We start from the raw sequence: 26459 nt of genomic DNA, 5'->3' as shown, positions 1-26459 counted from the left end.
TTGTCCATGATGGGGTCCTCCGGGAAACGCCGCGCCTTGATACAGGGGCAGGCCGTGTCTGGCAACCGCTGCATGGCGCGCCTGATTGACGCGGCGCAGCATCGCGGTCAGTGAGTGGCAAAAAGGTGGGGTCCATGCGAATCGTCATCATCGACGACAGCGGCCTGCGTGCGACGGTCCTGGAAGAAGGGCTGCGCGAGGCGGGCTATGACGATATTCACATCGTCCCTCCGCGCGGCGGCTTCGTCGCGCGGGTGGAACGCATGGCACCCGACGTGGTGCTGATGGACCTGGGCAGCCCCAGCCGCGACACGCTGGAGGAGATGCTGACCGTCAGCCGCGCGCTGGCCCGGCCCATCGCCATGTTCGTCGACCAGTCGGACGACTCCATGATCGGCGCCGCCATCGACGCGGGCGTCTCCGCCTATGTCGTCGATGGGCTGCGCAAGGAACGGGTGAAGCCCGTACTCGAACTGGCGGTGCGGCGCTTCAACGCCTTCGCCCGGCTCCAGAGCGAACTGGACGAGGCGCGCACGGCGCTGTCCGACCGCAAGATCATCGACCGCGCCAAATCCATATTGATGAGCCAGCGGGGCCTTGGCGAGCCGGAGGCCTATGCGCTGCTGCGGTCGAGCGCGATGAATCAGGGGAAGAAGATCGTGGATGTCGCCCAGGCCCTCATCACGGCCAGCGATTTGTTGGGAGGAGTGTGATGACGACCGACCTGCGCATCGCCTTCCTGCCGCTGACCGACGCCGCCGTGCTGGCGGTGGCGCGGGAAAGGGGCTTCGCGGAGGAGGAGGGGCTGCATCTGGACCTCGTCCGCACGACGAGCTGGGCGACGTTGCGCGACCGGCTGGTGTTCGGGCAGGTGCAGGCGGCGCATATGCTGGCGCCGCTCGCCGTCGCCGTGACGCTGGGATTGAGCCAGCAGGCCGCGCCGCTCTCCGCCCCCTACAAGCTCAACGTCAACGGCAACATGCTGGTGATGGCGAGCGAATTCGCGCAGGCGCTGGACCCCGACATATCGGCGCGGCTCGACGATCCGCTGGGCACGGCGCATGATTTCGCCGCCGCCATCGGCCTGTGGAAACGCAAGCCGGTGATCGGCGTCGTCCACCGCTTTTCCAGCCATTCGGTGATGCTGCGCTACTGGCTGGCGAGCGCGGGCGTCGACCCGGACCGTGACGTGGTGCTGCGGGTGCTGCCGCCGTCGCTGACGGTGGAGGCGATGCGCGCCGGGGAAATTGACGGCTTCATCGCGGGCGAACCCTGGGGCAGCGCGGCGATCGATGCGGGCCTCGCTGAAACGGTGGCGATCGGTGAGCGCATCTGGCGACGGGGGGTGGAGAAGATACTTGCCTTCCGCACGCCCTGGCTGGAGGAAAATCCCGATAGCGTCGACCGGCTGCTGCGGGCACTGGCCCGCGCCGCAACCTGGTGCGACGAGCCGGAGCATCATGAGGCGCTGGCGCATCTGCTCTCGCAACCGCACTATGTCGACCAGCCGGCCGAGGTTATCCTGCGTGCCTTGTCCGGCAGGATAGTGCCGCGTGTCGACATGGCGCCGATGGGCATGCCCGATTTCATGCTCTTCTCGCGCGAGGCGACGCCCTTTCCGTGGCGCAGCCAGGCGCTGTGGATTTATTCGCAGCTCGTCCGGTGGAAGATGGTGGAACATAGCGCGGACAACGCCGCCAAGGCCGCATCGGTCTTCCGCCCGGACATCTTCCGCCGCGCGCTGGCCGACAGCGACGTGGCGATACCGGGCGCCAGCATGAAGGTGGAAGGGGCGGTGGCCTCTCCGCTGGCGGTGGGGTCGAAGCGGGGCGGACTGACCCTGGGGCCGGACCGCTTTTTCGATGGCCGCGTGTTCGACCCCGAACGGATCGAGGATTTCCTCGCCGGTTTCTGACCCGTTGGCGGCTTCCCATTTTGTGCCTTGCAACATGAAGCGATTCGCGGGATAACGTAGGAGTCGCGCGACGAAGCGCGTTTTACAGGATGAGCCCTTCCCAAGGCTGGGATCGCGTTCTCCTTCAGATTTTGCAGCAAAGCCGCTGGCCGGATTTCGTGAAGAACGAGGTCCGGAAGCGGCTTTTTTTGTGTCCAATTCACAAGGATTGAAGGACGTCATCATGGCAACTGCTTATTGGGATAGCCCGGAAGGGGAGGGGGAGACCGGCCAGACCAGCTTCTGGAAGGCCGGGCACACGCCGACCCTGATCGCCGCTTTCCTGTATTTCGACCTTGCCTTCATGGTGTGGGTGCTGCTGGGGCCGCTGGCGCCTTCCATCTCCAAGACGCTGGGCCTGACGCCCGCGGAAAAGGGCCTGATGGTGGCCGTCCCGACGCTGGCAGGCGCCATATTGCGCGTGGTCAACGGCCTGCTGGTCGACCGTATCGGCTGCAAGCAGGCGGGCGCGATCAGCCAGGTCATCGTCATCCTGGGCCTGTTCACGGCCTGGCTGATGGGCGTCAACAGCTTCGGCGGCACGCTGGCGCTGGGCGTGATCCTGGGTTTTGCGGGCGCGAGCTTCGCGATCGCGCTGCCGCTCGCCAGCCGCTGGTATCCGGCCGAGCATCAGGGCAAGGCCATGGGGCTTGCGGGCATGGGCAATTCGGGCACGGTGCTGGCTTCGCTGTTCGCGCCGATGCTGGCCAAGGCGTTCGGCTGGAACGCGGTGCTGGGCCTGGCCTGCATTCCGCTGACCATCGTCTTCGTCATCTATATGCTGATGGCGAAGAACGCGCCCAACGCGCCTGCGCCCAAGAAATTGGTCGATTATTTCCATCCGCTGAAAAGCGCTGACGCCTGGTGGCTGATGGGCTTCTACGCGGTGACCTTCGGCGGTTTCGTGGGCCTTGCCGCCTCGCTGCCGATCTATTTCACCGACCAGTTCGGCCTGACCCCGGTGGTCGCGGGCTATTGCACGGCGGGCTGCGTCTTCGCGGGATCGCTGGTCCGTCCGATGGGCGGTGCGCTGGCCGACAGGATCGGCGGCGTCAAGGCGCTGATGATGGTCTATATCATGGCCGCGCTGGCGCTGGCCGGGGTTGCCTATGCGCCGACGCTCTTCTCCGCGCTCGGCTTCTTCGTCGCCGCGATGCTGGCGCTGGGCGTCGGCAACGGTTCGGTCTTCCAGCTCGTGCCGCAGCGCTTCGCGCAGGAAATCGGCGTCATGACCGGCCTGGTCGGCATGGCGGGCGGCATTGGCGGCTTCTACCTCGCCTCGTCGCTGGGCATCGCCAAGCAGTTCACCGGCAGTTTCGCGCCCGGCTTCCTGATCTTCGCGGGGCTGGCCCTGGTCGCGTTCCTCGGCATCTCGCTGGTCCGTGCCCGCTGGCGTGCGACCTGGACCGGCGCCGCCCGCATCTGATCGCGCATGAACGGGTAGGAGAGGAGGCGGCGGCCCGTGACAGGCCGCCGCCCATTTTTTGCGTCTGCGATAAGGCGCGGCGGGCATCGGCGTAAAATACATCGCAGCGCGAGGAATCGCTTGACGCGAATCGTCAGAAGAATATGCTGCAATGCAAAGGACAGGGTTGTCCTTCTTCCATAGCCGCGCTGGTCCAGGGACGGATCGGCAAAGCGCAAATGATGGCAAGGCCGCCATCCAGACCTCTGGGTTCAAAGCCCAGGGGTCCGGATGGCGGCCTTTTTCTTTTTCTGGAGTCAAGGGATGGATTTTCAGAACAACGGACCGGAAACGGCGAACGAAGAGGACATCTTCGTGCCGTCCGAGGATGTTCGGGAACATCTGGTTGTCGTGGGCAACGGCATGGCCGGTTGCCGCGCAGTCGAGGAACTGCTGGCGCGCGACAAGGATCGCTATCGCGTCACCATCTTCGGCGCGGAACCCTATGTGAACTATAACCGCATCATGCTCTCGCCGGTTCTGGCCGGGGAAAAGAGCTTCGATGACATCATCATCAACAGCCGCGATTGGTACAGCGAGAATAATATCGAGCTGATCGCGGGTGATCCGGTGACGGCCATGGACCGCGCCGCCAAGACCGTCACGAGCCATTCGGGTCGCACCGTCGGCTATGACAAGCTGCTGATCGCCACCGGGTCGGACCCCTTCATCATCCCGGTTCCGGGGAAGGATCTGCCCGGTGTCATCAGCTTCCGCGACATGAAGGATGTCGACACCATGCTGGAGGCCGCAAATAACGGCGGCAGCGCGGTGGTGATCGGCGGCGGCCTGCTTGGCTTGGAAGCCGCGCACGGCCTGACTCTGCGCGGCATGAAGGTGACGGTCATCCACCTGATGGACACGCTGATGGAGCGGCAGCTCGACGAAGCGGCGGGCTGGTTGCTCAAGAGCGCGCTGGAAGGACGCGGCCAGACCATCCTGACCGGCGCCAACACCGAAGCCATTTATGGCGACGGCAAGGTCGAGGGCGTACGCCTCAAGGACGGCACCGAAATCCCGGCGAACCTGGTGGTGATGGCGGTGGGCATCCGCCCCTCGACCGCCCTGGCCCGCGAAGCCGGGCTTGAGGTCAATCGCGGCATCAAGGTCGACGATCATATGGTCACCAGCGACCCCGATGTCCTCGCGGTCGGTGAATGCGTCGAGCATGACGGCAATGTCTACGGCCTTGTCGCGCCGCTGTGGGAGATGTGCCGCAGCCTCGCTGACGGCCTGACCGACCAGCATACGGGCTATAAGGGCTCGGTCACTTCGACCAAGCTCAAGGTCGCGGGTCTGGACGTCTTCTCCGCCGGCGATTTTTCGGGCGGCGAAGGTTGCGAGGACATCGTCCTGCGCGACGCCTCGCGCGGCGTCTACAAGCGCGTCGTCGTCAAGGACGACAGGATCGTCGGCGCGGTGCTTTATGGCGATACCGTCGATGGCGGCTGGTATTTCGACATGCTCAAGCGCGAGGAGGATGTCGCGGACATTCGCGACCTGCTGATCTTCGGCCAGGCTTATGCGGCTCTTGGCGCCTCGGGAGGGGGCGCGCTGGACCCTAAGGCGGCCGTTGCGGCGCTCTCGGACGATGCCGAGATTTGCGGCTGCAACGGCGTCAGCAAGGGCCAGGTCGTCGCCTGCATTGCAGCGGGCGCATGCAGCCTCGACGCGGTGCGCGCCACCTGCAAGGCGTCGGCAAGCTGCGGAAGCTGCACGGGGCAGGTCGAAAATCTGCTGGCGGTGGTCCTGGGCGACGACGTCCAGTCCGGCCCCAAGACGATGTGCAAATGCACCAGCTTCACCCACGACGACGTCCGCCGCGAAATCGTGGCGCAGAATATGCGCTCGATCCCGGAAGTGATGCAGTTGCTGCACTGGTCGACACCGGATGGCTGCTCTTCCTGCCGCCCCGCGCTCAATTACTATCTGCTCTGCGCGCTGCCCGGCGAATATCAGGACGACCAGCAGAGCCGCTTCGTGAATGAGCGCATGCACGCCAATATCCAGAAGGACGGCACCTATTCGGTCGTGCCTCGCATGTGGGGCGGCCTGACCAACCCGACCGAACTGCGCGCGATCGCTGACGTGGTCGAGAAATATGATGCCCCGATGGTGAAGGTGACGGGCGGCCAGCGTCTCGACATTTTCGGCATCAGGAAGGAAGACCTGCCCGCCGTCTGGGCCGACCTCAATGCCGCCGGCATGGTGTCGGGTCACGCATACGGCAAGTCGCTGCGCACGGTGAAGACCTGCGTCGGCAGCGAATGGTGCCGCTTCGGCACGCAGGACTCGACCGGCCTTGGCGTCAAGATCGAGCGGATGACCTGGGGGTCGTGGATGCCGCACAAGTTCAAGATCGCGGTGTCGGGCTGCCCCCGCAACTGCGCGGAGGCGACGATCAAGGATTTCGGCGTGGTCTGCGTGGACTCGGGCTACGAACTGCATGTCGGCGGCAATGGCGGCATCCATGTCCGCGCCACCGATCTGCTGTGCAAGGTCGCGACCGAACAGGAGGCGATGGACTATTGCGCCGCCTTCACCCAGCTCTATCGCGAGGAGGCGCGCTATCTGGAGCGCACCGCGCCGTGGATCGAGCGGGTCGGCGTGGACTATGTCAAGCAGCGGATCGTGGAAGACGATGCGGGCCGCGAGGCGCTCCGCAGCCGCTTCCTCTATTCGCAGAGCTTCAGCCAGGAAGACCCCTGGGCCCAGCGCGCAGCGGGTGCGGACAGCGAACTGCACCAGCCTCTCGCCCCTATCGCCATCGCTGCGGAGTGAACGACATGACCGATTGGATCGACATCGGAACGCTGGCCGACATTCCCCAGCGCGGCGCTCGCACGGTTCAGATCGCCGGGGAGAAGGAAATCGCCATATTCCGCACCGGCGACGACCATGTCTTCGCGCTGGTCAACGAATGCCCGCACAAGAAAGGCCCGCTGAGCCAGGGCATCGTCCATGGCCACAGCGTCGCCTGCCCGCTGCACAACTGGAACATCGCTCTCAAGACGGGCGAGGCGCAGGGCAATGACGAGGGCTGCACGCCGACCATAGAGGTTCGCCAGGAAGGCGGCCGCATCCTGATCGCCCGCCCGGCCTCGCTCAAGGCTGCGGCATGAGCTTCCGGTCCCTGCTCTTGCCGGCAGGGGCCAGGGTGGAGGGGGTGTGCTGTCCATCCCTTGCGGCACGCACCTCCACCCAATTCTCTCTCAAGGAAGATGAGGTAAGGGCATGACAGAGGCCATCCGCACCACCTGCGCCTATTGCGGCGTCGGCTGCGGCATCTCGGCCACGCCGACCGGCCCGCGGTCGGTCACGATTCTGGGCGATGAAGCGCACCCGGCCAATGGCGGGCGCCTCTGCTCCAAGGGCACGCATCTGGGCGAGACTGTGGGGCTGCAAGGCCGCCTGCTTGCGCCCATGATCGGCGCCAAGCGGGCAAGCTGGGACAAGGCGCTGGACCTTGTCGCGAAGAAGTTCCGCGAAACCGTCGAACGCCACGGCCCCGACAGTGTGGCTTTCTACGTCTCCGGCCAGTTGATGACCGAAGATTATTATGTCGCCAACAAGCTGATGAAGGGCTTTATCGGCTCCTCCAATATCGACACCAACAGCCGCCTCTGCATGTCGAGCGCCGTCGCCGGGCACAACCGGGCGTTCGGTGAGGATGTGGTGCCCGCCAGCTATGACGATCTGGAGGAAGCGGACCTGATCATATTGGTCGGCTCCAACACCGCCTGGTGCCACCCGATCGTCTATCAGCGCATCCAGGCGGCCCGCGCCGCGCGCGGCACGAAGCTGGTCGTCATCGACCCGCGCCGCACCGAAACCTGCGAGGGCGCGGACCTGCATCTGCCGGTCAAGCCCGGCACCGACGTCGCGCTGATGAACGGCCTGCTGGCATGGTGCGACGCAGAGGGCGTCACCGATCCCGCTTTCCTCGCTGAGCATGTCAATGCGCCCGAAGGCTTCTGGGAGCATATCCGGAGCGGCCACGACCTTTGGACCACCGCGAAAACCTGCGACATCGCCCCCGCGCTGCTGGAACAGTTCTACAAGCTGTTCGCCGCGACCCCGCGCACCGTCACGATGTTCAGCCAGGGCATCAACCAGTCGATCCGCGGCACCGATCAGGTCAACGCGATCATCAACGTCCACCTCGCTTGCCGACGCATCGGCAAGCCGGGCGCGGCGCCCTTCTCGATCACCGGCCAGCCCAATGCCATGGGCGGGCGCGAGGTCGGCGGCCTTGCCTCGACGCTGGCGGCCCACATGGACTTCGCCCCGGACAATGTGGAGCGCGTCGGCCGCTTCTGGGCCGCGCCGGCCATGGCGACCAGGCCGGGCCTCAAAGCCGTCGACCTGTTCCGCGCGATCAACGAAGGCCGGATCAAGGCGCTTTGGGTGATGGCGACCAACCCCGCCGTGTCGCTGCCCGATGCGGGCCGCGTGCGCGAGGCGTTGCAGGCGGTTCCCTTCCTCGTCGTGTCAGACATCATGGCGGACACCGACAGTTCCACCCATGCCCATGTCCGCCTGCCCGCCGCAGGCTGGGGGGAGAAGGACGGCACCGTCACCAATTCGGACCGCACCGTCAGCCGCCAGCGGCCCTTCCTCGCGCTGCCGGGGGAGGCCAGGCCCGACTGGTGGATCGTCAAGGAAGTCGGCCGCCGCATGGGTTGGCGCAACGCCTTTGCCTATGACCGGCCCGCCGACATCTGGCGCGAACATGCGCGCCTCACCGCCTATCAGAATGATGGCGCGCGCGTGCTGAACCTGCGCCGCCAAGCGACCATCAGCAATGATGCCTATGACGCCATGGAACCGTTCCGTTGGGGTGGCGAAAGGCCCTTCTCCGACGGCCGCTTCCCGACGCCGGACGGCAAGGCGCGGCTGGTGCTGACGAAGCAGATGGAGATTCAGGAGCCGCTGAAACAGTGGCCGATGACGCTCAACACCGGGCGCTATCGCGACCAGTGGCACACGATGAGCCGCACGGGCCTGTCCCCGAAACTCGCCCGCCATCGCGAGGAACCGCTGGTGGAAATCCACCCGCAGGATGCCGAGTTACTGGGCATTGTCGACCGCGATCTGGCCCGCGTCCAGACCGCGCAGGGCAACAGCCTCTTCCGCGTCGCGATCAGCGAAGGCCAGCGCCTGGGGGAAATCTTCACCCCCATCCACTGGACCGACCAACAGGCGAGCGGCGGCCGCACCGGCCTGCTCCCGCGTCCGCTGGTCGACCCGCATTCGGGCCAGCCCGGCTTCAAGTCCACCCCGGCCAGCGTCGAGAAGGTGGCGACCGAATGGAAGGGCTTCCTGATCCTGCGCGGCGACGAGCCGGTAAAGCTGCCCTGCCTCTGGTCGACGCGGATCACTGTGCCCGGCGGCGCGCTCTATGAGATTGCGGGCAATGGCGACCCGGCGCGGCTCGATGCCTTCCTACCCAAGGGCGACCGTGTCGAGGCGATGGACGCCTCGCGCGGCACCCGGCGCATCGCGACGATCAGCGAAGGCAGGCTGAACGGCGTGCTGTTCATGACCCGGACCGGCCTGCTGCCCGCGCGCGATTGGCTGATCCGGCAACTGGAGGCCGAAGGGGTGGGCGGTTCCGTCCTCGCGGCGCGCGGCCCCGGTAGCCAGCCCGACAAGGGCGCGACCATCTGCGTCTGCTTCGACATCGGGTTGAACCAGATCGTCGCCGCCATCCGCGAACAGCAACTGGTCGATGTCGCCGCCGTCGGCAAGGCGCTCGGCGCCGGAACCAATTGCGGGTCCTGCCGTCCGGCCATCGCCAATATCCTCGCCCAAAGCACGCAGGAGACGCTCCATGCAGCCGAATGAACTGATCGCCCCCGGTGAAGTCTGGCTGGTCGGCGCAGGGCCGGGCGATCCGGACCTGCTGACCCGCAAGGCCGAAAAGCTGATCGCGGCGGCCGAGATCGTCTTCTACGACGCGCTGGTCGGGCCGGGCGTGCTCGACCTCATCCCGCAAGGCGTGGAACGGGTCAGCGTCGGCAAGCGCTCCGGCCGCCATTCGAAGGCGCAGGAGAGCATCAACGACCTGCTGCTGGCGGCGGCGAAGGCGGGCAAGCGCGTCGTGCGTCTGAAGGGCGGCGACCCCTCGGTCTTCGGCCGCTCGGCGGAGGAAATGGAGCATCTGGCCGCCGACGGCATCCGCTTCCACATCTGCCCCGGCATCACCACCGCCAGCGCGGCGGCGGCGAGCGGCCAAGCCTCGCTCACCCTGCGTGGCGTCGCGCGCGGGCTGACGCTGGTGACGGCGCATTGGAAGGCTGGCGAGCCGTTGAAGCTGGATTGGGCTTCGCTGGCCAGCGCGGGCAGCACGCTCGGCATCTATATGGGCCGCGCCGCCGCCGGAGAAATCAGCCGCTCGCTGATCGCCGCCGGGCGCGATCCCGAAACGCCGGTGATGGTGGCGGTCAATGTCTCGCTGCCTCATGAACGGCTGATCCGCGGCAAGCTCTCCGCGCTGGCCTTCCTGGTGCAAACGATCAGCGACGAACACCCGACCCTGCTGCTGATCGGCGAGGCGGTGGCATCCACCCATGTTCCGGCGGACATCGCGGCGGGCGTCGCCGTCAAGGCTTGAGGATCAACCTCTCCAGATCCTCGGGCCGGTTGATATTGGGCAGCACGAACTCCGGCCGCTCGACGATCCGCGCGCCGATCCGCTCCAGCCAGCCATAAATGGAGCGGTTATTCTCCTCGGCCAGATGCGCGTCCAGTTCTGCCGCCAATGAAACGGGCCAGAACCCCGCTAATTGCTGCCCTTTCAGGACCGCCGCGCCATCCCCGATCAACGCTTCCGCCAACCCTTCGGGATAGACCGGAACGTCGCACCCGGTCGTCAGCACCGCGCCATAGCCCCGCGCCGCCGCATGATGCAGCGCCGCGTTCAGCCCGCCCAGCGGCCCCATATCCGGCGCCGGGCGATCCGCCAGCCCGCCCTCGCGCCCGCAGATCACGACGCTTTCCACATGGGGAGCGATGGACGCCGCCGCATGGTCCAGCAAGGTCCGCCCGGCCAGCATCGCCTGCGCCTTGTCGCTACCGAAGCGGCTGGAGCGCCCTCCGGCCAGCACCGCGCCCAGCAATCGCATCCCGTCCCTCCTCAACCCGCTTGGCAGAAGCCCTGCTTTCCCTTATGGCGCGCGGCGCGGACGGGGCAAAGCCTCGACCGCAAAGAAGATCGCGCCGGTGCCCGAAAGGGCTGAAAACGGGAATGCGGTGCGGACGGGCAACCGTCCAATTCCGCGGCTGTCCCTGCAACTGTAAGCGGTGAGCGCGATGCACTTCGGTCGCAAGACCGGCCACTGGACGCCAAGTCCGGGAAGGCGTGCATCGCCGCATTGACCCGCGAGCCAGGAGACCTGCCGGCGCATGGTCGCTCTTGCCCTGGTCCAGGGGTTGGCCAAGGCACGGTGTTTTCCGTCTGAGCGACGAAGCGGCGCAGGGCCGCATCGGTGCGGGGGCGGACACTGGCGTCGGCTGTCCCCTGTCCCGACCGCGCGAGCGGATGCCCTGAGCCATGAAGTCGCAGCGACGCTCAGGGAAACATCATAATGTTGAAAGCCACCATCTCTCTCGCCGCGCTGCTCGCGGCCACGCCCGCCTTCGCGGCTGACGACGCGGATAATGACGCGATCATCGTCACCGCGCTCGGCATCGAACAGCCCCGCGACGAAGTCGGCCAGGCCGTCACCGTCATCGACGCCGACACCATCCGCACCCGCCAGAGCGTCAGCGTCGTCGATCTGCTCGCCACCACGCCGGGCGTCCGCTTCAACCGCAGCGGCAGCCTGGGCGGCGTGACCGGCGTGTCGCTACGCGGCGCGGAAACGACGCAGACGCTGGTGCTGATCGACGGGGTCAAGGTCAACGACACCAGCGGTATCGGCGACATGTATGATTTCGGCGGTCTGCTGACCGGCAATATCCAGCGGATCGAGATATTGCGCGGCTCCAACTCGATCGTCTACGGCAGCCAGGCGATCGGCGGCGTCGTCAACGTCATGACCGGCACGCCCGCCGCCGGTTTCGCGGGCAACGCCTCGGTCGATTACGGCTATCGCGATACATTGAACGCCAAGGCCGATATTTCGGGCAGCAGCGGCATCGCCTCGGGCGGCGTGGGCGTCGCCTATTTCAACACCGACGGCATTTCCGCCGCCGCCAACGGCACGGAAAAGGACGGATACGAGAATATCGCCGCCAACGCCAAGCTGAAGCTGGCCTTCACCGACACGCTCAGCCTCGACCTGCGCGGCTATTATATCCATACCGATCTGGACACCGACAATGGCGTGATCGACAGCACCGCCGACACCGCGAAATCGGATCAATATGTCGGCTATGCCGGCCTCAACCTCGCCCTGTTCGACGGCAGGCTCACCAATCGCGCGGCCGTCACCTGGTTCCGCATGGATCGCGACTATACGTCCGCGTTCGGGCCTTACGGCTATTCGGGCACCAATCTGCGCTTCGAATATGAAGGCGTCTATCAGCCGGTCGATCAGGCCAGGCTGATCTTCGGCTATGAACATGAGCGGCCGGATTATGACTTCTCCGGCTTCGGTTCGACCGAAAGCCACAAGGCCGATATCGACAGCGTCTATGCGCTCGCGGTCGTGAAGCCCTTTACTGGGCTCGCCGTCACCGGCGGCGTGCGGCATGACGATCACAGCCAGTTCGGCGGCGCGACGACCTTCGGCGCCAATGCGAACTACACGCCCAACAACGGCGCGACCAATTTCCGCGCCAGCTATGGCGAAGGGTTCAAGGCGCCCTCGCTCTACCAGCTTTACGGCACCGATGTCGGCAATGCCGGCCTGCGCCCGGAACGGTCGAAAAGCTATGATATCGGCTTCGACCAGCGGCTGGGCGGCGACCGGGCGATCCTTTCCGTCACGGCTTTCCGCCGCGTCACGAAGGACCAGATCAATTACGACTATTCGATCGGCCTCTATGGCGGGTACAACAATATCGACCGCACCCGCGCCAAGGGGGTGGAGGCGATGCTGACCCTGAAGCCGGTCGACGCGCTGACCGTCACGGCCGCCTACAGCTATGTCGATGCGCGCGACCGCGACACCGGCGCCCGGCTGCCGCGCCGCGCGGCCAATGCGGTCAGCGTCTCGGCGGATTATGTCTGGCCCTTCGGCCTCACGACCGGCGCGACCGTGACGATGGTGGGCGACAGCTTCAACGACGCGACCAACCTGGTCCGGCTGGACGGCTATGCCCTGGCCAATGTCCGGGCGTCCTTCCCGATCCTGGAGAATCTGGAAATCTACGGCCGCATCGACAATCTCACCGATGCGAAATATGCCACGGTCTATGGCTATGGCACTTATGGCCGCTCGGCCTATGGCGGCGTGCGTGTCCGCTTCTGACGGACACCTAACGGCGTGGCGCAGCGTTCACCTGCGCCACGCCTTTGTGCGCGGAGCCGTCGATCTGTGCCACGCCTTTATGCGTGACGCCGTCGATCTGCGCCACGATGGAGCGGACGGCCTCGACATAGGCGGGGCCGCCGCACACCGTCCACGCCTGCGGCACGCGGATGCGCGGGATCGCGCGCAGGATCGGATGGTGCAGCATTTCCGTCCCCTGATCGACGACCTGTTCGCTGCCGCTCTCGACGATCAGCCAGTCCGGCTGGGCCGCGATCATCTCTTCCAGCGAGACTTGCGAGAGCGCCGGTTTCCCCAACTTCCCCGCCAGATTCACCAGCCCCGCGCGCTTCATCATGTCGTCGACCAGCGTGCCCGTCCCGGTCATATAGCCGCGCCGCTGATAATAGGCCGCCACCCCGCCGCGCTTCGCCCGGGGCAGCGCTGCCAACTCGCGATTCATCTTCGCGATCATCGCCTCGCCCCGTTCGGGATGGCCGACCGCCGCCGCGACCTGCCGGATCTGCGCCAGGATCATGGCATAGCTGTCCGCGCTTGCCAGTCCCAAAGTTCGCCATTGTCCCGGAGGTGCGCCTACCACGCCCTCTCCGGAGGGAAAGCCGACCAGCAGATCGGGCCGGATCGCCAGCACTTCCTCGGCCGGGCGTTTCAGGGTCCGGAAGCCCCGCGCCTTGCCGACCGCCGCCGACACTTCCGGATCATGGCCATAGGGGCTGAGCGCCGCGATCTGCCCCGGATCGGCCAGCGCCAGCACATATTGATCGGCGCAGACGTTGAGCGACACGATCCGCTTGGGCGGCGTGGGTGCGGCGCCGGTCAGCGTAAGCGCGCAGAGCACCGTGGTGATTATTCTACGCCGCATGTCTTCTCTGATATTCGCTCCGATAGACCACCGTGCTCCTGCGAAGGCAGGAGCCCAGTTCAAACGGCGGGCCTGGACTCCTGCCTTCGCAGGAGCACGGAGCGCCGGAGGAGACGCTGTAGCAAGCATCGGGAGGCGCGCAAGCCATGAGCGCCCGCCGCCACCCGCTGCTGATCCCCGCGCTGATCGCGCTCGCCCTGATCGCCGCCCTCGGCTCCCTCACCCTCGGCGCCGTGCCGCTCTCTCCCCCGCGCATCCTCGCGGTCCTGACCGGCGGCGGCGATGCGATCGCCCGTGCCATCCTCCTCGACCTGCGCCTGCCGCGCATGCTGCTTGGCCTCATCGTCGGCGCCATGCTCGGCCTGTCGGGCGCTGCGCTTCAGGGCTATCTGCGCAACCCGCTGGCCGAACCTTCGGTACTGGGCGCATCCAATGCCGCGGCCCTCGGCGCCGTCTGCGCGCTCTATTTCGGATTGGCGCAGCTTCACCCGCTGGCGCTCCCCGCGCTCGCCATCGCGACCAGCCTGATCGGTATCGGCGCGCTGTTCCTGCTCGCCGGTCCCGCCGAAAGCCCGCTCACCCTGATCCTCGCGGGGATCGCCATCGCCACGCTGGCGGGGGCGGGGATCAGCCTGTCGCTCAACCTCTCGCCCAATCCCTTCGCGGCGATGGAGATCATGAGCTGGCTGATGGGGAGCCTCGAAAACCGCAGCTACGGCCATGTCTGGATCGCGCTCCCCTGCGTGGCGGTCGGCGCGGCGCTGCTGATCGCGGACGGGCGCACATTGGATGCGCTCACCCTGGGCGAGGATGGCGCGCAGGCGCTCGGCATCGATCTGCGGCGCGCGCGCCTGCGCCTGATGCTGGGCGTCGCGGTCGGGGTGGGCGGCGCGGTCGCGGTATCGGGCGCGATCGGCTTCGTCGGCCTGATCGTGCCGCATCTGGTGCGCCCGCTGACCGATCGTTCGCCCTCCGCGATCCTGCTGCCCTCGATGCTGGGCGGCGCGGCGCTGCTGACGCTGGCCGATATCGGCGTGCGGCTGATCCCCACCAGCAGCGAACTCAAGCTCGGCGTGCTGACCGCGCTGCTCGGCGTGCCCGTCTTCCTGATCCACCTGATGCGGGAGCGGCGGCTATGGTGACGATCCACGCGCAGGGCCTGTCCGTCCGCCTCGGCCGTCATCCGGCGGTGAACGGCATCGACCTTGATCTGGAACCGGGACGGCTTGTCGGCATCGTCGGTCCCAATGGCGCGGGCAAATCGACCCTGATCCGCGCCCTGCTAGGGCTGGTGAAGCGGGAGAACGGCTCCGTCCTGATCGACGGCATCGACAGCGCGCGTCTGACCCGGCGGGATGTTGCAAGGCGCATCGCCTATCTGCCGCAGGGCCAGACCCTGCACTGGCCGCTGGCGGTCGAACGGCTCGTGGCCCTCGGCCGGATGCCGCATCTCGGCCCCCTGTCGCGCCTGTCCGCGGAGGACGAGGCACAGATCGACGCGGCGCTGGCCCGCGCCGATGTGCTGCATCTGAAGGGCAGGGTGGCGACCGAACTCTCCGGCGGCGAGCGCGCCCGCGTGCTGCTCGCCCGCGCTCTGGCGGTCGGCGCTCCCGCCCTGATCGCCGATGAGCCGCTGGCCGCGCTCGATCCGGGGCATCAGATCGACGTGATGGACCTGCTCAAGGCCGAAGCGCAGGCCGGATCGCTGGTCGTCACCGTGCTGCACGATCTCGGCATGGCGGCGCGCTATTGCGACCGGCTGCTGCTGATGGATCGCGGGTCATTGGTGGCCGACGGCGCGCCGCTGGAGGTGCTGACGGAGGAAAATCTCGCCCGCGTCTACGGCATTTCCGCCCGCATCGAAACCGCGGGCGACCGGCCCCTGATCCTGCCCATGGGGCGGATCAGGGGCTGATCGTCATTCGGCAAAGGCCCGCGGCGCGGGCGCGACCACGGTAAAGGTCCCCGCGCCGATCTCCGACACTTCCAGCGCGCGCTCGGCAATCCCGTCGCGCCCGAAGCGGAACGCCCCGTCGATTCCGGCAAAGCCGCCCGCATCGCGCAGGCGCGCCGCCGGGAAGGTGGTGCCCGGCTTCCAGTCGCGCGCGATCCGCACGGTCAGCAGCACCGCGTCATAGCCCAGTGCCGAAAGCCGGAACGGCGCATTGCCGTAGCGCGCCCGATATTTGGTCGCGAGCTGGCTGTAGAGCCCGTCCGACACGCTGGCGAACCAGGCGCCGCGCAGCACCGGGCTGGATGCCAGGCCACTGTCGGTATTCCACAATTCCGTGCCCAGCAGCCGCGCCGTCGCGCCGCCATTCTTCCGCACGATGGGCGCGACCTGCATCGCCACCTTGCCGCTGTCCGCGATCAGCAGCGCGTCATAGCTGGACGAAGCCTGCAATTTCCGGACCGCCGCGGTGATCGAGGCCGGGTTGCGGTCGAATGTCTGCATCGACACCACGGTCCCGCCCACGCCCTCCACCGCGCGCAGCAGCGCCGTGCCCGACCGCTCGCCATAGACGCCCTTGGGCACCAGTGCGGCGAAATGCGACAGGCCCTTGCCCTTGGCGAATTCCACCACCCGCTCGATCGACTGGTTGGGGTTATAGCCCATGATGTAGACGCCGTTCCCGGCGACGCTGGTGTCGTTGGAGAAGCTGATCACCGGCACATTGGCCCGCGCCGCGATCGGTCCCGCGATCCGCGCATCCTCCGCCAGCAACGGCCCCAGGATCAGCTTGTTGCCGTCGGCCAGCGCCTTGTTCACCGCCGCCGCCGCGCCGATGCCGGTGTCATAGGTGGTGATGCGCACCTTGTCGGCCTTGGTGTCCAGCAGGGCGAGCGTGGTCGCATTGGCGATCGACTGGCCGACGCCCGCATTGGGGCCGCTCATCGGCACCAGCAGCGCGACGCGATGGCGCAGCGTGTCGGTGGGCAGGCCCTGCGTCACTTCGGGGCCGGTCTCCACGGGGCCGGCGGGCTGGCCCGGTCCCGGCCCCTTGGGCACGATCGACTGACAGGCGGCGACCAGCAGTGCGGTGGCGGCGAACAAAATCCGCCCGGCGCGTTGCATCGAAGCGAACAAGTCCGCTTGCCGGGGGGCATCCGTCTCTGTCATCTGGCGTCCTTATGGAAACTGATATTATGCGTCTTGAGGCTGGGCTTTACATCGTTGCGGGGCCGATCGGCAACCTTGGAGACCTAACCCCTCGCGCGGCCGAAGTCCTGCGGCTGGCCGATGTGGTCGCCGTGGAAGATACACGGGTCAGCGCACGGCTGCTGCGCCATGCCGGGTCCGACCGGCCGATGGTCCCCTATCACGACCATAGCGCCGAAGCGGTGCGCCTGCGCCTGATCGAACGGATGGCGAGCGAATCGGTCGCGCTGCTTTCCGACGCCGGAACCCCGCTGATCTCCGATCCGGGCTACAAGCTGGTGCGCGACGCCCGCGCCGCCGGACGCCGGATCACGACGCTGCCCGGCCCCAGCGCCGCGATCGCCGCGCTGACGCTCTCGGGCCTCCCCACCGACCGCTTCCTGTTCATGGGCTTCCTGCCCTCCAAGCAGAAGGCGCGCGGCGACGCCCTTGCCGAAGTCGCCGCCCTGCGCGCCACGCTGGTCTTCTACGAAAGCGGCCCGCGCCTGTCGGAAAGCCTCGCCGCCATGGCGGAGCATCTGGGCGACCGCGAAGCCGCCGTCTCGCGCGAGATCAGCAAGGCGTTCGAGGAAACCGCCACCGGCACGCTCACCGAACTTTCCGCCCGTTATGCCGACGCGCCGCCCAGGGGGGAGATCGTCGTCACCGTCGGCCCGCCCGGCGAAGCACCCCCCGCCAGCGCCGAGGATGCCGACGCGGCCTTGCTCGAAGCGATGCAACGCCTCCCCGTCTCCAAGGCGGCGGGGGAGGTGGCGAAGAAACTCGGCCTCGACCGCCGCGCCCTTTACGACCGCGCGCTGGAACTCAAGGGGTGAAGAAACAGACCGCCGAAAGGCGTGGGCGCCAGGCCGAGCGCATCGCCGGCTGGTGGCTGCGCCTCAAGGGCTGGCAGATCGTCGGCCGCCGGATGCGCACGCCGGCAGGGGAAGTCGATCTCGTCGCCCGGCGCGGCAATATGCTGGCCTTCGTCGAGGTCAAGGCCCGCGCCACCAGCGCCGGTCTCGATCTCGCCATCGACGAACGCCGCCTCTCCCGCGTCGCGGCGGCGGCGGAAATCCTCTTCCACCAGCTCGCAAAACCGGGCGACGACATGCGAATCGACGTGATGCTCCTTGCGCCGGGGCGCCCGCCGCGCCATCTGGCCAATGTCTGGCACGGGGGGTAAGGCTGCCTTCCGGTTTTTTGGCCGCCAACGGAAGGAACTGAAGACGCCCATGACCCAGCTCAACCCGCTCACCGTCGCCGTGCAGATGGACCCGATGGAGGGGATCAGGATCGGCGGCGATTCGACCTTCCATATCATGTTGGCGGGGCAGGCGCGGGGGCATCGCCTCTATCATTATCTCGCCACCGACCTCACCTACCGCGACGGCCGCGTGCTGGCGAAGGCGCGGCCGGTGAAGGTGCAGAAGGTGGAGGGCGACCATTATGCCTTCGGCGCGCCGGAAATGCTGGACCTTGGCCGCGACGTCGACGTGGTGCTGATGCGGCAGGACCCGCCCTTTGACCTCAGCTACATCACCGCCACCCATTTGCTGGAGCGCGTGCAGGAAGAGACGCTGGTGGTGAACGACCCGGCATCCGTCCGCAACGCGCCGGAAAAGCTGTTCGTGCTCGACTATGCGCGCTTCATGCCGCCGACCATGATCACCCGCGACCTGGAGGAGGTGAAATCCTTCCTCGCCCAGCATGGCGAAGTCGTGGTGAAGCCGCTCTACGGCAATGCGGGCAACGCCGTCTTCCATGTCGGGCGGTCCGGCGCGAATCTGTCGGCGCTGGTGGAACTGTTCAACGCCTCCTGGGTCGAGCCCTTCATGGTCCAGGCCTTCATTCCCGGGGTCGCGGAGGGCGACAAGCGCATCGTCCTGGTCGACGGCGAAGTCGCGGGCGCGGTCAACCGCATCCCCGGCGCGGGCGAGATCCGATCCAACCTCGCCGTCGGCGGTTCGGCGGCGAAGACCGTCCTCACTGAACGCGAACTGGAAATCTGCGAAGCCCTTGGCCCGGAACTCAAGCGCCGCGGCCTGCTGTTCGTCGGCATCGACGTGATCGGCGGCGAGTGGCTGACGGAGATCAACGTGACGTCGCCGACCGGGATCGTGTCCATCGACGCCTTCAACGGCACCGACACCGGCGGCATGATCTGGGACGCGATCGACGCCCGGCTGGCGGCGCGGGCGGCCGCCTGAACCGCCACGCCGCATCATGACCGACTGGGTCCTCCGCCTGATCGACGCGGGCGGCTATTGGGGCATTTTCGCCCTGATGGTGATCGAAAACGTCTTCCCGCCAATCCCCTCCGAACTCATCATGGGGATTGGCGGCATCCGCGTCGGGCAGGGGCGGATGGACATGGGGCTGCTGCTCTTCGCGGGCACCGTGGGCACGACCATCGGCAATTATTTCTGGTATCTGATCGGCCATTATCTGGGCTTCGGCCGGTTGAAGCCGCTGGTCGACCGCTATGGCCGCTGGGCCACGCTGGAATGGAAGGATGTCGAGGCGCTCGACCATATCTTCGGCAAATATGGCCAGATCGTCGTGTTCGTGTTCCGCTTCATGCCCGCCTTCCGCACGATGATCTCGCTGCCCGCCGGGCTGTTCCGCATGGGGCATCTCCGCTTCCTGCTCTGGACGACCGGGGGCGCCCTCATCTGGAATATCATCCTCGCCTATGCGGGCTTCGTCCTTGGCCAGAATTTCCGCGACATCGACAAATATGTCGGCCCGGCGGCAACGGCCTGCGTGATCGGCGCGCTGCTCTTCTACCTCTGGCGCCTCGCGACGTGGAAACCCCGCGGCTAAGCCCGGGGATGCGCATTCCGGTAGACGTCCAGCAGATGCGCCGCATCCACCTGCGTATAGATCTGGGTAGAGGACAGGCTGGCATGGCCCAGCAATTCCTGCAACGACCGCAAATCCGCCCCGCGCCCCAGCAGATGCGTGGCGAAGCTGTGCCGCAACGCATGCGGCGTCGTCCGGTCCGACAGCCCCAGCCGCCCCCGCGCCCCCTGCACCGCCCGGCGGATCAGCGCGGGCGACAGCGGCCCGCCCCGTGTCCCCCGGAACAGCGGCGCGTCTTTCTCCGTCCCGAAGGGGCATAGCGCCACATAGGCCTCGATCGCCTCCCGCACCCTGGGCAGCAGCGGCACGATGCGCGTCTTGCCCCGCTTGCCCGTCACCCGCAGCGTCTCGCCGAGCGGCAGCACCGCCCCGGTCAGCCCCATCGCCTCCCCGATGCGCAGTCCCGCGCCGTAAAGCAGCAGCAGCACCGCCCAGTCCCGCGCCCCGATCCACGGCTCGCGCGCGGTTTCGGCAATATCCTCCGCCAGCGCCACCGCCTCATCGGGCGATACCGGGCGCGGCAGCCCGCGCTTCACCCTTGGTCCTTTCATCAACGGCACCCGCGCATCCTCGCCGCCCACGAACTTCAGGAATCCGCGCACCGCCGACAATTCCCGCGCCGCCGACACATTGCCGATCCCGTCCATCCGCCGGGCGGTGAGGAAGGCCCGCAAATCCGCCTGTTCGACTCCTGCCAGCATCGCCGCCGTCACGGCCTCGCCGCGATGCTCCTCCAGGAAGGCGACCAGCCGCTCGGCGGTCGCCATATAGGCCCGCACCGTATGCACCGACCGCCGCCGGTCGAGCGCCAGATGCCGCCGCCACTGTTCGCAAAGATCGCCTGAAGCCGTCATGGGTGCACTGTAGGGCAGGGGATCGCCCTTGAAAACCGCCCGAAAATGGGCACATGGGGATGGACATGGCAACTCCCTTCGACCTGGCCGATCTTCCCACGGGCACGCTGATGCGGCTGTCCCCGCTGGTGGCGCGCGTGCTGGCGCCCAATCCCTCGCCCTTCACCTATACCGGCACGCAGACCTATGTCGTGGGCGTGGAAGAGGTTGCCGTCATCGATCCCGGCCCGGACGATCCGGCGCATCTCGCCGCGCTGCTCGACGCGATCGACGGCCGCCCGGTCACGGCGATCCTGTGCACCCACACCCATCGCGACCACAGCCCCGCCGCCGCACCGCTCAGCGCCCGGACCGGCGCCCCCGTCATCGGCTGCGCGCCGCTGACGCTGGACGATGACGGCCCCCGCGCCGACGCCGCCTTCGACGCCGCCTATCGCCCCGACCGGGTGCTGGCCGACGGCGAACGGCTCGGCGGCCAGGGCTGGACGCTCGCCGCCGTCGCCACGCCCGGCCACACCTCCAACCATCTCTGCTTCGCGCTGCTGGAGGAAGATGCGCTCTTCACCGGCGATCATGTGATGGGCTGGTCGACCAGTATCGTCTCGCCGCCGGATGGCGACATGACCGACTATATGGCCTCGATGCAGCGGCTGCTCGACCGCGATGACCTGATCTACTATCCCGCCCATGGCGACCCGGTGGAAAGCCCCCGGCGCCTGGTGCGCGGCATGATGGGCCACCGCAAGCAGCGTGAGGGCCAGATAGTGCGCTTCCTCGAACGCAACGGCGCCTCGGAAATCCCCGATATGGTCGTTGAAATGTACAAGGGCGTCGACCCGCGCCTGCACAGCGCCGCGGGGCGCTCGGTCCTCGCGCATCTCATCGACCTCGACGGACGCGGCATCGCCGCCGCGACGGGGGATGGGCGATGGCAGTTGCGTTGAAACGCCATGCGGGGGCCATCGCCGCCGCGCTGCTGCTCCTGATCGTCGGCGCGGCCATGCTGGTCGGCTGGCACCGCTATCAGCGCGACTATGCGGTAAGCGTGGAGGATGACGGCACCGCCGTCACGAAGCTCATTGCGGAGCGTTTCGCGGGCGCCGCCAGCCTCAAGGTGTCCGAACTCTCCGGCACGATCCAGAGCACGGCGCAGGATGTGCGCGGCTTCGGCTGGCTCAAGTCCGATCAGGTCGTCAAAATGCCCTTCTCGGTGGATTATTTCATCGATGTGAGCGGCATCGACGCCAGCGACCTGGAATGGAACGACAAGACCCGCACGCTCATCGTCAACGCGCCCGATGTGAAGCCGGGCCGCCCCAATATCGACGAAAGCCGCCGCACGCTGGTCCAGACCAACGGTCTCATCGTCACCCGCAAGGCGGGCGAGGAACTCAGCCGCCGCACCTCGGCCCATGCGCAGGGCCGCGCCGAAAAGGAGGCCCGCTCGCCCGAACGCATGGCGCAGGCCCGCGATTATGGCCGCGCCGCGCTCGGCAGGCTGCTCGGCGCGCCGCTTGGGGCGCTCGGCTATGGCGACGCGCGGGTGATCGTCACCTTCCCGCCGGAACGCACCGACAGGAATCGCGAACGATGGGACGTGACTACACCCATCAACGAGGTACTGGCCAACAAGCGACAGTCCCGCTAGGGGCTGCCCCGGCATGGCGTCCATACGGGCCTGCGAAGCGCGATTTTCTCCGTTCCGGTGCTCACGTACTGAAGTACGCTGCGCTCCGGTACTCGAAAATCACACTTCTCGGCACCATCTGAACGCCATGCCTGGGCAGTCCCCGAGGGGGCGCGGAGGCCTGAGAGGAGTGAGGCACATGACTGCGATGACCACCATCCCGCAGGGGATCGACCTGCGCGCGGAGATCGACCGGCTGCGCAAGGAACGCAACGCCGTCATCCTCGGCCATTATTATCAGAAGCCCGAAATCCAGGACCTGTCCGATTTCGTCGGCGACTCCCTCGAACTCTCGCGCAAGGCGGCGGAGACGGACGCGGACGTGATCGCCTTCTGCGGCGTGCGCTTCATGGCCGAAACCGCGAAAATCCTCAGCCCCGAAAAGATCGTCGTCCTGCCCGACATGGATGCCGGTTGCAGCCTGGAGGACAGTTGCCCGCCCGCCCAGTTCAAGGCCTTCCGTGAAGCCCATCCCGACCATATCGCCTTGAGCTACATCAACTGCTCGGCGGAGGTGAAGGCGCTCAGCGACATCATCGTCACCTCCTCCTCGGCGGAAAAGATCCTGGCGCAGATCCCGAAGGAGCAGAAGATCATCTTCGGCCCGGACAAGCATCTGGGCGGCTATCTCAAGCGCAAGCTCGGCCGCGACATGCTGCTCTGGCCGGGCGTGTGCATCGTGCATGAGGCGTTCAGCGAAACCGAATTGCTCAAATTGAAGGCCCAGCACCCGGACGCGCCGATCGCCGCGCATCCGGAATGTCCGCCCTATATCGTCGACCATGCTGATTATGTCGGCTCGACCAGCGGCATATTGGAATTTTCGAAGACGATGCCCGGCGACACGCTGATCGTCGCCACCGAACCGCACATCATCCACCAGATGCAAAAGGCGGTGCCGGAAAAGACCTTCATCGGCGCGCCCGGCGCGGACGGCAATTGCAACTGCAATATCTGCCCGTACATGGCGCTCAACACGATGGAAAAGCTCTATCTGGCGCTGCGCGACCTCCAGCCCCGCATCGAGATGGACGAACAACTCCGCCTCGGTGCGAAGAAGAGCCTCGACCGGATGCTCGAAATGGCGAGCGGCACGGTGGGGCAGGGCGATCTGGGCAACCGCTGACCTGTCTTTCCCCTCTCCCTTCCGGGGAGAGGGCCCTAACCCCCGCCAACCTCCGCCACCAGTTCCGCCACGACCCCTTCCAACTGGTCCAGCCCCGAATTCGTCCCTTCCTCGAAGCCGACGCCCAGATATTCGTCCCGCATCGCCTTGCTCTCGAACAGGGTGTGGTGCGTCAGCAACGTTCGCCCCTCCGCATCCTCGGCAAAGCTGATCGTCGTCACCATCACCGGCGAACCGGGCGCCTCGAAACCATTGTCGTACCGAATCCGCACATGGGGCACGATCTCCAGATAGGTGCCGCCAAAGGGCGGTCCCAATTCCCCCTCGCTGCTGATCATCTGGAACCGGAACTGCCCGCCGACCCGGAAATCCATCTCGCATTTCGTCAGCGGCCAGCCGACCGGCCCGAACCAGCGCTTCACATGCACCGGATCGGCATGGGCGGCAAAGACCAGAGGCGCGGGTGCATCGATCAGCCGGGTGATGACAATCTCGCGCACCGATTCGGGTTCGTCGCTCATGCTTCCTCTCCCTTCAGATAGGCTTCCAACCGGTCGTAGCTGGCGTTCCAGAAGGCTTCATAATCGCCCAGCCATTGCGCCGCGGCCTTGAGCGGCGCGGGTTCCAGCCGCACCGGCCGGGTCTGCGCGGCGCGACCCCGCGACACGAGGCCGGCATCCTCCAATATCTTCAGATGCTTCGACACGGTCGGCTGGCGAAGGCCGGACGGCGCGACCAGTGCGTTCACCGTCGCTTCGCCCCTGGCCAGGCGGTGGAGGATCGCCCGGCGCGTGGGATCGGCGAGGGCGCTGAAAATCCGGTCGAGCTCGGCAGGCTGCAAAACATCGCTCTCCATCTATATAGCTAAAAGGCTATATAATTTTAATCAGGGACTGTCAACCGTCCGGCGACTGTGCCACATCGCTCGCTATGACCGCTGATTCTTCCCCTTTTTCGCTCCCCGGCTTCGACCTTGGCGCTTTCATCGCCTCGACCCTGGCGGAGGATCTCGGCCCGGAAGGCCGCGACGTCACCAGCGAAGCGGTGATCCCCGCCGACGCGATCTTCGACGGGGTGATGGACAGCCGCGACGCCGTGACGCTGGCGGGCCTGCCGATCGCCGCCGCCTTCTTCCGCGCGCTCGACCCGGATGTGGAGATCGAGCTGCTGAAACAGGATGGCGACCGCGTGGCGGCGGGCACCGACATCATGCGCATCCGGGGCAAGGCCCGCGCCATGCTGACCGCCGAACGCTCCGCGCTCAACACCGTCCAGCATCTGACCGGCATCGCGACGATGACCCGCGCCTATGTCGATGCGATCCTGGGCACGGGGGCGACGCTGCTCGACACGCGCAAGACCATTCCGGGCCTGCGCGTGCTGGAAAAATACGCCACCCGCATGGGCGGCGCGACCAATCACCGCATGGGGCTTTGGGACGCGGCGATGATCAAGGACAATCATGTCGCCGTCGCCGGATCGGTGGAGGAGGCCGTCCGCCGCGCCGCCACCGCCGGCATCGCCAGCATCATCGTGGAGGTGGATCGCGTCGACCAGATCGAACCCGCGCTCGCCGCCGGGGCCACCCATCTGCTGCTCGATAACATGGACGCGCCCACCCTGCGCGGCGCGGTCACGCTGGTCGGCGGCCGCGTGCCGACGGAGGCTTCGGGCGGCGTCACGCTCGAAACCATCCGCGCCAGGGCGGAAACCGGCGTCACCTATATCAGCGTCGGCCGCCTGACCCAGTCGGCCCCCGCCGCCGATATCGGACTGGACTTCGCTTATGCTTAGATATCTGCTTCTCGTTCTCCTGCTTCTGGCGCCTGTTCGTGCCATGGCGCAGGCGGCGCAATGCGATATTCCTCCGCAGATGCCCCGTCCCCGTCCGGATTTGCCGAACAGCGATCAGCCCCGTCGCCTGCTCCCGATCGGCGGCTACACGCTGGCGCTCACCTGGTCGCCGCAATATTGCGCCACGGCCAAGGGCAGCGACGATGCCTTCCAGTGCAAGCGCCACAACGGCCGCTTCGGCTTCACCCTCCACGGCCTCTGGCCCGATGGCGTGGGTAAGGATTGGCCGCAATATTGCCGCGCGACCGACCTGCTGCCGCGGCCGGTGATCCGCCAGAATCTCTGCTCGACGCCCTCGATCCAACTCCTCCAGCATGAATGGGCCAAGCACGGCACGTGCATGACGACGAAGCCGGAGCTTTATTTCAACCTTTCGCGCACCCTCTACCGCTTGATCCGCTACCCCGACATGGCCGCGCTGACGCGCCACAGGAACCTCACCGTCAGCCAGTTCGCACAGGCCTTCGCCGCCGCCAATAAGGGGATGCGCGCCGAGATGATGCGCGTCACCACGACGCGCGACAACCGGCTTGATGAAATCTGGCTCTGCATGGACAAAGCACTGGAATTCGCCCGCTGCCCCGCACATCAGGGCGGTGCGAGCGAAAAGGCCTCGCTGCGCATCACCCCCGGCCCGAACATCCCCAATCCTAAACGCGTCGTGCCCGCCAGCCGGGCCGGCCTGATCCTTGACCTCGATCCCGACGCGGAAATCCCGAAGGACTAACCCTCGACAATCACCGTCGAGGGATGGTGCCGGTCCAGATGCCTGCGGATGATTTGCAGGTTCTTCGTGTTGGACTTGAACAGAAAGTCGAAAATATCCCCGGCAAAGGGAATCGCGCCGACCAGCGTGTCGAAGCCGACATTGGCCGCCATGCGGGTCAGCTGCCATTTCGACATGCCCAGGTTCCGCGCCTCCCACACGATCCACGCGCCCATCGCCGCCGTGGCGAAATCGCCCACCACCGGGATCAGCCCGACCAGGCTGTCCAGCCCGACCCGCCGGTTGGTGCCGGGGATGACGAACAGCCCCTCCAGCAACGCCTCCATCGCCTCGATCCGCCTGCGCACCGAAGCGGGATCGCGGCCGAAACCCGGCATGTCGCGCACGATCCGGTCGAACTGTTCCTGGGAAATCGCCATCATCCTGTCCTCCAGACACCGGCTTTTGATGCCGCATCGCGTTTTTCGCAAAACCGGTTCCCACTTT

At 66.7% G+C, this 26459-nt stretch carries 26 protein-coding genes and 1 riboswitch; of the genes, 19 read left to right on the top strand and 7 right to left on the bottom strand.

The window, feature by feature from the left end:
* The first annotated feature begins 134 nt into the window (after positions 1-134).
* From CAF53_RS06030 to cobA, 7 genes are all read left to right on the top strand, one after another.
* Entirely contained in the window at positions 135-713 is a 579-nt protein-coding gene (locus CAF53_RS06030) for an ANTAR domain-containing protein (protein WP_046761812.1), read from the top strand.
* Positions 713-1915, top strand: coding sequence for a CmpA/NrtA family ABC transporter substrate-binding protein (locus tag CAF53_RS06025; protein WP_100237589.1), 1203 nt, complete (start codon positions 713-715; stop codon positions 1913-1915). The genes CAF53_RS06030 and CAF53_RS06025 overlap by 1 nt, the downstream gene beginning before the upstream one ends.
* 223 nt (positions 1916-2138) lie before the next feature.
* Positions 2139-3380: a nitrate/nitrite transporter gene (locus CAF53_RS06020; protein WP_100237588.1), complete on the top strand. Its 1242-nt coding sequence runs from the start codon at positions 2139-2141 to the stop codon at positions 3378-3380.
* Between the two features lie 303 nt (positions 3381-3683).
* Entirely contained in the window at positions 3684-6200 is a 2517-nt protein-coding gene (nirB, locus tag CAF53_RS06015; RefSeq protein ID WP_100238711.1) for a nitrite reductase large subunit NirB, read from the top strand.
* A 5-nt stretch (positions 6201-6205) separates the two neighbouring features.
* The gene (gene nirD / locus CAF53_RS06010; RefSeq protein WP_100237587.1) at positions 6206-6541 is read left to right on the top strand and encodes a nitrite reductase small subunit NirD; all 336 of its coding nucleotides are present in this window, start codon (positions 6206-6208) and stop codon (positions 6539-6541) included.
* 112 nt (positions 6542-6653) lie between these two features.
* A complete protein-coding gene (locus CAF53_RS06005) occupies positions 6654-9266 on the top strand; it encodes a nitrate reductase (RefSeq protein ID WP_100237586.1) in 2613 nt (870 codons plus the stop codon).
* On the top strand, positions 9253-10035 hold the full coding sequence (gene cobA / locus CAF53_RS06000) for a uroporphyrinogen-III C-methyltransferase (protein WP_100237585.1): 783 nt from the start codon (positions 9253-9255) through the stop codon (positions 10033-10035). The genes CAF53_RS06005 and cobA overlap by 14 nt, the downstream gene beginning before the upstream one ends.
* Here the strand turns inward: cobA and CAF53_RS05995 are convergent.
* Positions 10025-10546 carry a molybdenum cofactor guanylyltransferase gene (locus CAF53_RS05995; protein WP_100237584.1) on the bottom strand — a complete coding sequence of 174 codons (522 nt, stop codon included), beginning with the start codon at positions 10544-10546 and terminating at the stop codon, positions 10025-10027. The two genes, cobA and CAF53_RS05995, sit on opposite strands and share 11 nt — an antisense overlap.
* A 78-nt stretch (positions 10547-10624) precedes the next feature.
* Positions 10625-10839: riboswitch (cobalamin riboswitch) on the top strand.
* Between the two features lie 169 nt (positions 10840-11008).
* Between CAF53_RS05995 and CAF53_RS05990 the strand changes: the two genes are divergently transcribed.
* Positions 11009-12838, top strand: a complete 1830-nt coding sequence (locus tag CAF53_RS05990; protein ID WP_100237583.1) for a TonB-dependent receptor — start codon at positions 11009-11011, stop codon at positions 12836-12838.
* Positions 12839-12845: 7 nt separating this feature from the next.
* Here the strand turns inward: CAF53_RS05990 and CAF53_RS05985 are convergent, their stop codons facing one another.
* Entirely contained in the window at positions 12846-13721 is an 876-nt protein-coding gene (locus CAF53_RS05985) for an ABC transporter substrate-binding protein (protein WP_100237582.1), read from the bottom strand.
* A 146-nt stretch (positions 13722-13867) separates the two neighbouring features.
* On the opposite strand from CAF53_RS05985, the gene CAF53_RS05980 reads away from it, so the two are divergent.
* Both CAF53_RS05980 and CAF53_RS05975 read left to right on the top strand, forming a co-directional pair.
* On the top strand, positions 13868-14863 hold the full coding sequence (locus CAF53_RS05980) for an iron ABC transporter permease (protein ID WP_100237581.1): 996 nt from the start codon (positions 13868-13870) through the stop codon (positions 14861-14863).
* Positions 14857-15636, top strand: coding sequence for an ABC transporter ATP-binding protein (locus tag CAF53_RS05975; RefSeq protein ID WP_100237580.1), 780 nt, complete (start codon positions 14857-14859; stop codon positions 15634-15636). The genes CAF53_RS05980 and CAF53_RS05975 overlap by 7 nt, the downstream gene beginning before the upstream one ends.
* 3 nt (positions 15637-15639) lie before the next feature.
* On the opposite strand, the gene CAF53_RS05970 is transcribed toward CAF53_RS05975, so the two are convergent.
* The gene (locus tag CAF53_RS05970; RefSeq protein ID WP_100238710.1) at positions 15640-16797 is read right to left on the bottom strand and encodes a penicillin-binding protein activator; all 1158 of its coding nucleotides are present in this window, start codon (positions 16795-16797) and stop codon (positions 15640-15642) included.
* 56 nt (positions 16798-16853) lie between these two features.
* On the opposite strand from CAF53_RS05970, the gene rsmI reads away from it, so the two are divergent.
* The 4 genes from rsmI to CAF53_RS05950 are packed head-to-tail and all read left to right on the top strand — an operon-like array spanning position 16854 to position 19686.
* Positions 16854-17696: a 16S rRNA (cytidine(1402)-2'-O)-methyltransferase gene (gene rsmI / locus CAF53_RS05965; RefSeq protein ID WP_046761801.1), complete on the top strand. Its 843-nt coding sequence runs from the start codon at positions 16854-16856 to the stop codon at positions 17694-17696.
* Positions 17693-18046 carry a YraN family protein gene (locus CAF53_RS05960; RefSeq protein ID WP_046761800.1) on the top strand — a complete coding sequence of 118 codons (354 nt, stop codon included), beginning with the start codon at positions 17693-17695 and terminating at the stop codon, positions 18044-18046. Before rsmI ends, CAF53_RS05960 begins: the two co-directional genes overlap by 4 nt.
* 49 nt (positions 18047-18095) lie before the next feature.
* On the top strand, positions 18096-19070 hold the full coding sequence (gshB, locus tag CAF53_RS05955) for a glutathione synthase (RefSeq protein WP_100237579.1): 975 nt from the start codon (positions 18096-18098) through the stop codon (positions 19068-19070).
* A 16-nt stretch (positions 19071-19086) separates the two neighbouring features.
* Positions 19087-19686: a DedA family protein gene (locus CAF53_RS05950; RefSeq protein WP_100237578.1), complete on the top strand. Its 600-nt coding sequence runs from the start codon at positions 19087-19089 to the stop codon at positions 19684-19686.
* Here the strand turns inward: CAF53_RS05950 and CAF53_RS05945 are convergent.
* Positions 19683-20579 carry a tyrosine recombinase XerC gene (locus CAF53_RS05945; protein WP_100237577.1) on the bottom strand — a complete coding sequence of 299 codons (897 nt, stop codon included), beginning with the start codon at positions 20577-20579 and terminating at the stop codon, positions 19683-19685. The genes CAF53_RS05950 and CAF53_RS05945 overlap by 4 nt on opposite strands.
* Positions 20580-20644: 65 nt before the next feature.
* Here CAF53_RS05945 and CAF53_RS05940 point away from each other — a divergent pair, with 65 nt between their 5' ends.
* From CAF53_RS05940 to nadA, 3 genes are all read left to right on the top strand, one after another.
* Positions 20645-21523 (top strand): MBL fold metallo-hydrolase, encoded by an 879-nt coding sequence (locus CAF53_RS05940; RefSeq protein WP_100238709.1) that lies wholly within the window; start codon positions 20645-20647, stop codon positions 21521-21523.
* The gene (locus CAF53_RS05935) at positions 21508-22227 is read left to right on the top strand and encodes a DUF4230 domain-containing protein (protein WP_100237576.1); all 720 of its coding nucleotides are present in this window, start codon (positions 21508-21510) and stop codon (positions 22225-22227) included. Before CAF53_RS05940 ends, CAF53_RS05935 begins: the two co-directional genes overlap by 16 nt.
* 178 nt (positions 22228-22405) lie before the next feature.
* Positions 22406-23392 carry a quinolinate synthase NadA gene (gene nadA, locus CAF53_RS05930; RefSeq protein ID WP_100237575.1) on the top strand — a complete coding sequence of 329 codons (987 nt, stop codon included), beginning with the start codon at positions 22406-22408 and terminating at the stop codon, positions 23390-23392.
* A gap of 35 nt (positions 23393-23427) precedes the next feature.
* Here nadA and CAF53_RS05925 read toward each other — a convergent pair whose 3' ends face one another.
* Both CAF53_RS05925 and CAF53_RS05920 read right to left on the bottom strand, forming a co-directional pair.
* Entirely contained in the window at positions 23428-23913 is a 486-nt protein-coding gene (locus CAF53_RS05925) for an SRPBCC domain-containing protein (RefSeq protein ID WP_100237574.1), read from the bottom strand.
* Positions 23910-24248 (bottom strand): metalloregulator ArsR/SmtB family transcription factor, encoded by a 339-nt coding sequence (locus CAF53_RS05920; protein WP_100237573.1) that lies wholly within the window; start codon positions 24246-24248, stop codon positions 23910-23912. The genes CAF53_RS05925 and CAF53_RS05920 overlap by 4 nt, the downstream gene beginning before the upstream one ends.
* 74 nt (positions 24249-24322) lie before the next feature.
* Here CAF53_RS05920 and nadC point away from each other — a divergent pair, with 74 nt between their 5' ends.
* A complete protein-coding gene (gene nadC / locus CAF53_RS05915; RefSeq protein WP_100237572.1) occupies positions 24323-25186 on the top strand; it encodes a carboxylating nicotinate-nucleotide diphosphorylase in 864 nt (287 codons plus the stop codon).
* The gene (locus tag CAF53_RS05910; protein ID WP_100237571.1) at positions 25179-25973 is read left to right on the top strand and encodes a ribonuclease T; all 795 of its coding nucleotides are present in this window, start codon (positions 25179-25181) and stop codon (positions 25971-25973) included. Before nadC ends, CAF53_RS05910 begins: the two co-directional genes overlap by 8 nt.
* Here CAF53_RS05910 and CAF53_RS05905 read toward each other — a convergent pair.
* Positions 25970-26392 carry a DUF4112 domain-containing protein gene (locus tag CAF53_RS05905; protein ID WP_100238708.1) on the bottom strand — a complete coding sequence of 141 codons (423 nt, stop codon included), beginning with the start codon at positions 26390-26392 and terminating at the stop codon, positions 25970-25972. The two genes, CAF53_RS05910 and CAF53_RS05905, sit on opposite strands and share 4 nt — an antisense overlap.
* Between the last annotated feature and the right edge of the window lie 67 nt (positions 26393-26459).

This window comes from Sphingobium sp. LB126 (genome assembly GCF_002795205.1).
Lineage (GTDB): Bacteria > Pseudomonadota > Alphaproteobacteria > Sphingomonadales > Sphingomonadaceae > Sphingobium > Sphingobium chungbukense.
This window is presented reverse-complemented; position numbering and strand designations above follow the sequence as displayed.